The 6,745-nt window shown below is 36.5% G+C and carries 5 protein-coding genes and 1 pseudogene; 4 read left to right on the forward strand and 2 right to left on the reverse strand.

The annotated features are described in order from the left end of the window. Positions 1 to 766 (reverse strand): annotated as a pseudogene (locus KI369_RS20760) (ABC transporter permease subunit); the annotation flags it as partial. A gap of 89 nt (positions 767 to 855) precedes the next feature. After that, a complete protein-coding gene (locus KI369_RS20765; protein WP_073526420.1) occupies positions 856 to 1,590 on the reverse strand; it encodes a YwaF family protein in 735 nt (244 codons plus the stop codon). 211 nt (positions 1,591 to 1,801) lie between these two features. On the opposite strand from KI369_RS20765, the gene KI369_RS20770 reads away from it, so the two are divergent. The 4 genes from KI369_RS20770 (at position 1,802) to entC (ending at position 6,728) form a co-directional block, all read left to right on the forward strand. After that, a complete protein-coding gene (locus KI369_RS20770; protein ID WP_212957235.1) occupies positions 1,802 to 2,905 on the forward strand; it encodes an efflux RND transporter periplasmic adaptor subunit in 1,104 nt (367 codons plus the stop codon). Beyond that, the gene (locus KI369_RS20775; RefSeq protein ID WP_000609098.1) at positions 2,902 to 3,576 is read left to right on the forward strand and encodes an ABC transporter ATP-binding protein; all 675 of its coding nucleotides are present in this window, start codon (positions 2,902 to 2,904) and stop codon (positions 3,574 to 3,576) included. The genes KI369_RS20770 and KI369_RS20775 overlap by 4 nt, the downstream gene beginning before the upstream one ends. Before the next feature lie 26 nt (positions 3,577 to 3,602). Continuing rightward, entirely contained in the window at positions 3,603 to 4,754 is a 1,152-nt protein-coding gene (locus KI369_RS20780; RefSeq protein WP_438800511.1) for an ABC transporter permease, read from the forward strand. A 600-nt stretch (positions 4,755 to 5,354) separates the two neighbouring features. After that, on the forward strand, positions 5,355 to 6,728 hold the full coding sequence (entC, locus tag KI369_RS20785) for a cell wall-binding protein EntC (protein ID WP_212957237.1): 1,374 nt from the start codon (positions 5,355 to 5,357) through the stop codon (positions 6,726 to 6,728). The last annotated feature ends 17 nt before the right edge of the window (positions 6,729 to 6,745 follow it).

Consider the following 6,745-nt stretch of genomic DNA (forward strand, 5'->3'; position numbering starts at 1 on the left):
CAACTCTAATACCGAAATACGATTTCAAAAACATAAAAATACCACCCGTATTAAAAATCCATTCTATAATATATCAATTAGATAACATAAAAAAGATATTCGTTTTCGCAAAGAAAAGTGTACTCAGCAACACATTTCGTAAAACATGACGATTTAAAATATGAAAGCGCCCCAGCCCTTTCGCCTTAGCAAATAGTACATAATCTTTTTCTAGTTCATTTTCAAAACGAAGCACGACCATTTTTACAAACATAATCGTAGTCGGGATGCTCAAACACAATATTGGTAATCCCCTAATCGACTCGCCTCCAATTGAAGCAATTTGAAAAGGTAAAAAACCTGTTTGTTTAAAGAACCATACAACTAAAATTTGTGATACTAAAATAAGAAGGATATCTGGAATGGATTCTAGGAAGATAAGGAATGATTTAATTCGATGTTGTATACGCGGTGAACTACTCATAATGACATAAACAATACAAAATGCTACAAATAATGAAATGAAAAAAGCAGCTAAAAAAATAATAATCGTTTCTTTATAATGGACGAACAGCTGCGGAAATAAAAATTTACCTCTCACATATTGAAAATTGGAAATATCCATTAAGTTTACAAACACTTCTTTTAAACTCTGTATGTACCTTGATACATGCAGCTCAAATCCATAAAATAATTTCGGCAGTGCCCCTAAACAAATAATACCCAAAATCGAAATAATAAATTGAATCGTCACTTCCATCCCATTCAGAAAAACTTTTTTGACCACGTTTTCCCTTCTCTCTTTATATAATCTACCCCCTAATTTTATTCTTAATTTTCTGAATTGTAAATATTCATATGAAAAAAATCACTAGGTTATGATCCTAGTGATTCTTTATGCGTATGCCCTTCTCTTTTCGCAAATGGCATATATAAAATAAAACATCCAATAAGCGCTGCGAGTTCTAATGAAATAATATAGTAAGGATGCGGCCCTAACATATCGAGTAATGAAGCCGTTTCTGGCTTATGAGCTAAAAACATATAATTACCACCTGTTTTGTAATTTACAAACGAAACAATCGGAATCAATATGTTTAAAAATATCATTGTACGTTTAATAGATTGTACTGTCGGACGATATCCTTCCACCCAAGTCATAAAGAGCGGTGCCCAAATGAGCAATATATGCGCGATAAAATATTCAATGAAACGAAAATGCGGAAAAGCATACTGCAAGTTTGGCGTTAAAATGGCTTGTGATGCACCAATAATTCCCGTGAAAAATACAATCTCATATATGCGGTAACTTTTCGTTACGATCATAATCGACGCTAATAATAAACTAATCGTACATAACTCAAACGGTAATGAAGTGGCTAGCTCAAAAATCCCTGCTTTCCACTCCCACATATGCAGTCCAATTTCACTCCCTATAAATAGAAATGCAATTGCATATCGAACCGTTATATTCCACTCATTTTGACGTAATACATCTTGGTATTGATATAAAAAAACGATTCCCACCAACATAATAAATAATATAATGGCATGTTGCCTTGAGTAGGGAATAAACGGTTTTAATGGATGCGCACTAAAATAAGCTTCCATCTTCCTTCCTCCTCTCCTTCATACAATATTATTGTAAGAAAGAAACAACGAGTCAATTCATTTGCTTACACTGGGACAAGTTCTACCTTACATTTACATATTCATACCTTACAAAACTGTAAGGTTATTGTAAGCTAAAACGATTTGTCAGATTCTTCACCTCTTTTATACTAAATGTAGATACTAAAACGAACGAAAAGGTGATAAATAGATGAAGAAGAAAAATAAAGTGTTAATTACTAGTGTAGTAGCAATCGGTATTGCAGCTGGATCATATTTTGCATTTGCTGGCGGTAGTTCAGAAGTAGCAATGGCATATAGCGGATATAAAGTAACAGAAAAACAAATTGAAAACGCGCAAAAATTTGGCGGTGAAGTTATTCCAAACGGCATCGAAACAATTTCATTCGATCCAACAAAAGGTACGTATGAATTAGCTGTAAAAAAAGGTGATGAAGTAAAAAAAGGGCAACTCCTTTTTAAATACAATGACCCTGCTGCGAAACAAGGTGTAACAGAAGCAGAAATGCAAAAGAAAATCGCACAAAAAGAAGTAACATTGTTCCAAAAACAAATTGATGCTGCGAAACAAAAATTACAAAAAGATAAAAATGCAGGTCTTCCGGCTGAAGCATTAAAAGCATCAGAAATCGAGGTGCAACAATTAGAATCACAACTTGAAATGAAAAAGTTTGAAATAGAAAAAGCTGATGAAATGATTAAAACGGCAAAAGAGAGAGTAAGCAATCTTTCTGTAACAAGTCCTGCTGATGGCGTAATTGATGACATCGTAAAAATTGCTGATGAAAAAACAGGTATGAGCGGCATTACACTTCGTCACGCTGGTCCATTTAAAGTAAAAGGTCAACTTTCTGAATATGAGCTTGCTAGTATGAAAGTCGGGCAAGAAGTAACTGTTTCCTCAAAAACTGTCGCTGGTAAGACTTGGACAGGAAAAGTAACAGAGATCGGTTCTACACCATTAAAGAGCATGGATGAAAACAAAACAGTTTCTAACTATCAATTTACTGTCACATTAGATAATAGTGAAGAATTACAAAACGGCTTCCACGTTTACGTAACAAGTAAATCTGGCGAAGCAACTGGTACGATTGTTCCGAAAAGCAGCATCGTGAAAAAAGGTGACAAAAATGTTGTCTTCGTTGTAAAAGACGGTAAAGCGAAAGAACAAGCGGTTACTGTTGAGTTCGAAACAGATAGCGAAACAAAAGTTTCTGGAGTGAAAAAAGGAGAACAAATTATCTCTAAACCTGAAAAAGACTTAAAAGATGGTATGGAGGTTGTCGTTGAATGATTAACTTAAAAGGCATCACGAAATCATTCCAAAATGGTGCAGAATCCGTTCAAATATTACACGGCATTGACGTAACACTGAACCAAGGAGAATTCACTTCTATTATGGGTCCATCTGGTTCTGGTAAATCAACATTAATGAACATTATCGGTTGCTTAGATAAACCGACGACAGGTGCGTATGAACTAGCTGGACAAAACATTTCAAACATGTCTGAGACAGAACTTGCACGCGTTCGTAATAAAGAGATCGGATTCGTATTCCAAAACTTCATGTTATTACCAAGACTTACAGCACTTCAAAATGTAGAGCTACCTCTTATTTACGCTGGAGTTGATAAAAAAGAAAGACGCGAGCGCTCATTAGCCGCTTTAACAAAAGTAGGTTTAGCTGATCGTGCTACTCACCTGCCGAACGAATTATCAGGTGGACAAAAACAGCGTGTCGCAGTCGCACGCGCAATCGTAAATAATCCAAAGTTCATTTTAGCCGATGAACCGACTGGGGCACTTGATACGAAAACGAGTACACAAATTATGGACCTCTTTTACGAATTAAACAAACAAGGCTCAACAATCATTATGATTACCCACGATCGTGAAATTGGGGAAGCTGCAGCACGTCAAATTGTAATTCGTGACGGAAATATCGTCCAAGATTGGAGAGGTTAATTTTGAACACGAGTGAAAATATACGCATGGCCCTTTCCTCTATCTTTGCCCACAAAATGCGTTCTATCTTAACGATGCTAGGAATTATTATCGGTATTAGTGCCATTATTACTATCATTTCAATGGGTGATGGTACAAATGCAAAGTTTAAAGAAGAATTAGGCCAAGGAAAAGATAATGAAATAACCATTTACTACAACAATCCTGACTATGGAACAGATAGTGCCAAAATCACACCTGATATGCTAAACCGTCTTCAAGCTGTACCAGGTGTTAAAGATGTGTATCCAGATGTAAGTATGAAAGTAAAAGCATCTGCTGGTTCAAAAGATGTAAATCTTGATTTAAAAGGTGGAACTGGCGCCTTTATGACAGATTCGAAGATAAAATTAGTTCACGGTCGTGAATTAAACGACAGTGAGCTAAACCAAGCAATCCCTGCTGTTATATTAAATGAAGAAGCTTTCAACAAATTATTTAGTGGTTGGGAATCAAATCAATACACAGATATAAAAGGAAAGCCGTATAAAATAGTCGGTGTATACGAAACGAAAAACGACTTCGGAATGCCTATGCCTGAAGGTTATACGTCACTTGAAAACGCACCTGTCATTTCAGGAGTAAATGAGTATGACTCTGTAAGATTAACAATGACCTCTCCGACAGAGCGTAAAAGTGTAGAAAAGCAAGCCGTTTCTGTTTTAAACGAAATGAAAGCTCCTAAATTTGAGCACAAATTCGAAGCACAAGACTTAGGTGAATTTACGAAGCAATTAGACGAATCTATCGGTATGATGAAAATGGTATTCGGTGGTATTGCCGCTATCTCCTTACTTGTTGGTGGTATCGGTGTAATGAATATCATGCTTGTATCTGTAACAGAACGTACACGTGAGATTGGTATTCGTAAAGCACTTGGTGCAACGCGCGGTAAAGTATTAACACAATTCTTAATTGAATCTTGTATTTTAACAGGGCTCGGTGGTTTCATCGGATTCATGCTTGGTATCTTCTTCGCTTGGATCGTCTCCATCTTTGCCGGATGGCCACTCGTTGTCTCAAAAGAACTTGGACTTCTTGCAGTAGGTATCTCCATGTTAATCGGTATTATATTTGGTTTACTACCAGCTAACAAAGCTGCCAAACTGGATCCAATTGAATGTTTACGATATGAATAAACAAAAACGTAGGAATTTATACTCCTACGTTTTTTTATTTATCCCGCTTTAATGGGCAGTAAGACCCCCACCTCAAAATTCAGTGGAAGCAAAGAAGTTAGGTGGGGGTCGGGCTGCCCATTAAAGTCCGATTGGTGAGGGCTGATAATCAGTGGGGATGACGAAAACCCCCACTGATTAAAGTTTCACTTTATCTATTAAATCATGTTTCTTCTATTATATATGTTTCACGCTATACATCCCTTTAACTATTTTAAAGTACTAAAGCTATTATAGAATCCTATTATTGCAAAAATAATATGTGACAGACTGAAATCAAGGCGTAATTTTTTCCATACCTCAACTTATTTTGTAACAATTATGGCGATTTTTTATTAAATTTCACCTCATTTATATTCCTCTACAACCAAAATAGTTATTTTTACATAACTAATCATCTGTTTCAACAGCAAAATACGCTATTTTCGTAACACTTAAGAAACAATTACGTAATACTACAGAAACATTATTAACCTATTAGAAATTGAAATACTCCCATTTTTATGCATATCATGCTCAAAACTCCCCTAAAAACTATAAGAAAGCGCTTTTAGGATATTACTGGAATTATTACAGAATATTAATGCCCCGTTACGAAAGCTTTGTAATTCTATGTTTTTCGCAAATAAGAAAATAATGGTTGCTATAATGAGGTCAACGAAAACAAATGCAATGGAGGCTATTATGAAAAAATTTATGGGTATAGCAACAGCAGCAGTTTTTGGTCTTGGGATTTTCACATCATCTGCTAATGCAGAAACTGTTGTAACAACAGACGTACTAAATGTACGCGAAAACCCTACTACTGAATCAAAAGTTGTCGGTAAATTACTAAACGGTTATAAAATAGATGTTCAAAATACAGAGAACGGATGGTCAAAAATGAAATTGAATAGCGGTAAAGAAGCTTTCATTAGCACTGACTACACAAAAGATACTTACTACGTAACAGCAAACGTATTAAACGTACGTGCTGCTGCAAACACAGACTCAGAAATTCTTGGTAAGTTAAAACAAGATGACGTAATTGAAACAACACACCAAGTTGAAAATGGTTGGATCCAATTTGAATATAACGGAAAAACAGCTTATGTTCATGTTCCTTACTTAACAGGTAAAGCTCCAATTAAAGTACAACCAGTAGTTAAAGCTGAAAAAACAACTAAAGTTCAAGATACAGCGAAAACTGTGGCAGCAACTAAAGCTCGTGAAATAGCTGAAACGCAAGCAAAAGCTAAAGCTCAGGAAGCAACTAAAGCTCGTGAAGTAGCTGAAGCTCAAGCAGCAGTTAAAGCCGAGGAAGCGGCTAAAGCTCGTGAAGCAGCTAAAGCTCAAGCAGAGGCTAAAGCTCAGGCAGCAGCTGAAGCTCAAGCAGCAGCTAAGGCTCAAGAAGCAGCTAAAGCTCGTGAAGCAGCTAAAGCTCAAGAAGCAGCTGAAGCTCAAGCAACGGCTAAAGCTCAAGAGGCAGCTAAAGCTCGTGAAGCAGCTAAAGCTCAAGAAGTAGCTGAAGCTCGTGAAGCGGCTAAAGCTCAAGAGGCAGCTAAAGCTCGCGAAGCGGCTAAAACTCAAAAACCAGCTACACAACAACCTGTTGCAAAAGAAACTGAAACAAGTGCACCATCATCTTCTCGTGAACTACGCGTTGTAGCAACAGCTTACACAGCAGATCCACTTGAAAATGGTTATAAAGCAGGCGACCAAGTAAAATCAGCTATGGGTCATAACTTAACAGCTAACCCAAACATGAAACTAATTGCAGTTGACCCAAGTGTCATTCCATTAGGTTCAAAAGTATGGGTTGAAGGTTACGGAGTAGCAATCGCTGGTGATACTGGTGGAGCTATTAAAGGAAATAAAATCGACGTTTTAATGCCAGATAAAGGCACATCTAGTAACTGGGGACGTAAAACAGTTACAGTAAAAGTATTAAACTAATAATAAAGAAGAGTCAG

The organism is Bacillus sanguinis (assembly GCF_018332475.1).
GTDB lineage: Bacteria > Bacillota > Bacilli > Bacillales > Bacillaceae_G > Bacillus_A > Bacillus_A sanguinis.

Excerpts from the sequence above, each read along its gene's own strand:
- KI369_RS20780 (WP_438800511.1), top strand. The coding sequence starts at position 3,603 with ATGGCCCTTTCCTCTATCTTTGCCCACAAAATGCGTTCTATCTTAACG.
- KI369_RS20770 (WP_212957235.1), top strand. The coding sequence starts at position 1,802 with ATGAAGAAGAAAAATAAAGTGTTAATTACTAGTGTAGTAGCAATCGGT.
- KI369_RS20765 (WP_073526420.1), bottom strand. The coding sequence starts at position 1,590 with ATGGAAGCTTATTTTAGTGCGCATCCATTAAAACCGTTTATTCCCTAC.
- KI369_RS20775 (WP_000609098.1), top strand. The coding sequence starts at position 2,902 with ATGATTAACTTAAAAGGCATCACGAAATCATTCCAAAATGGTGCAGAA.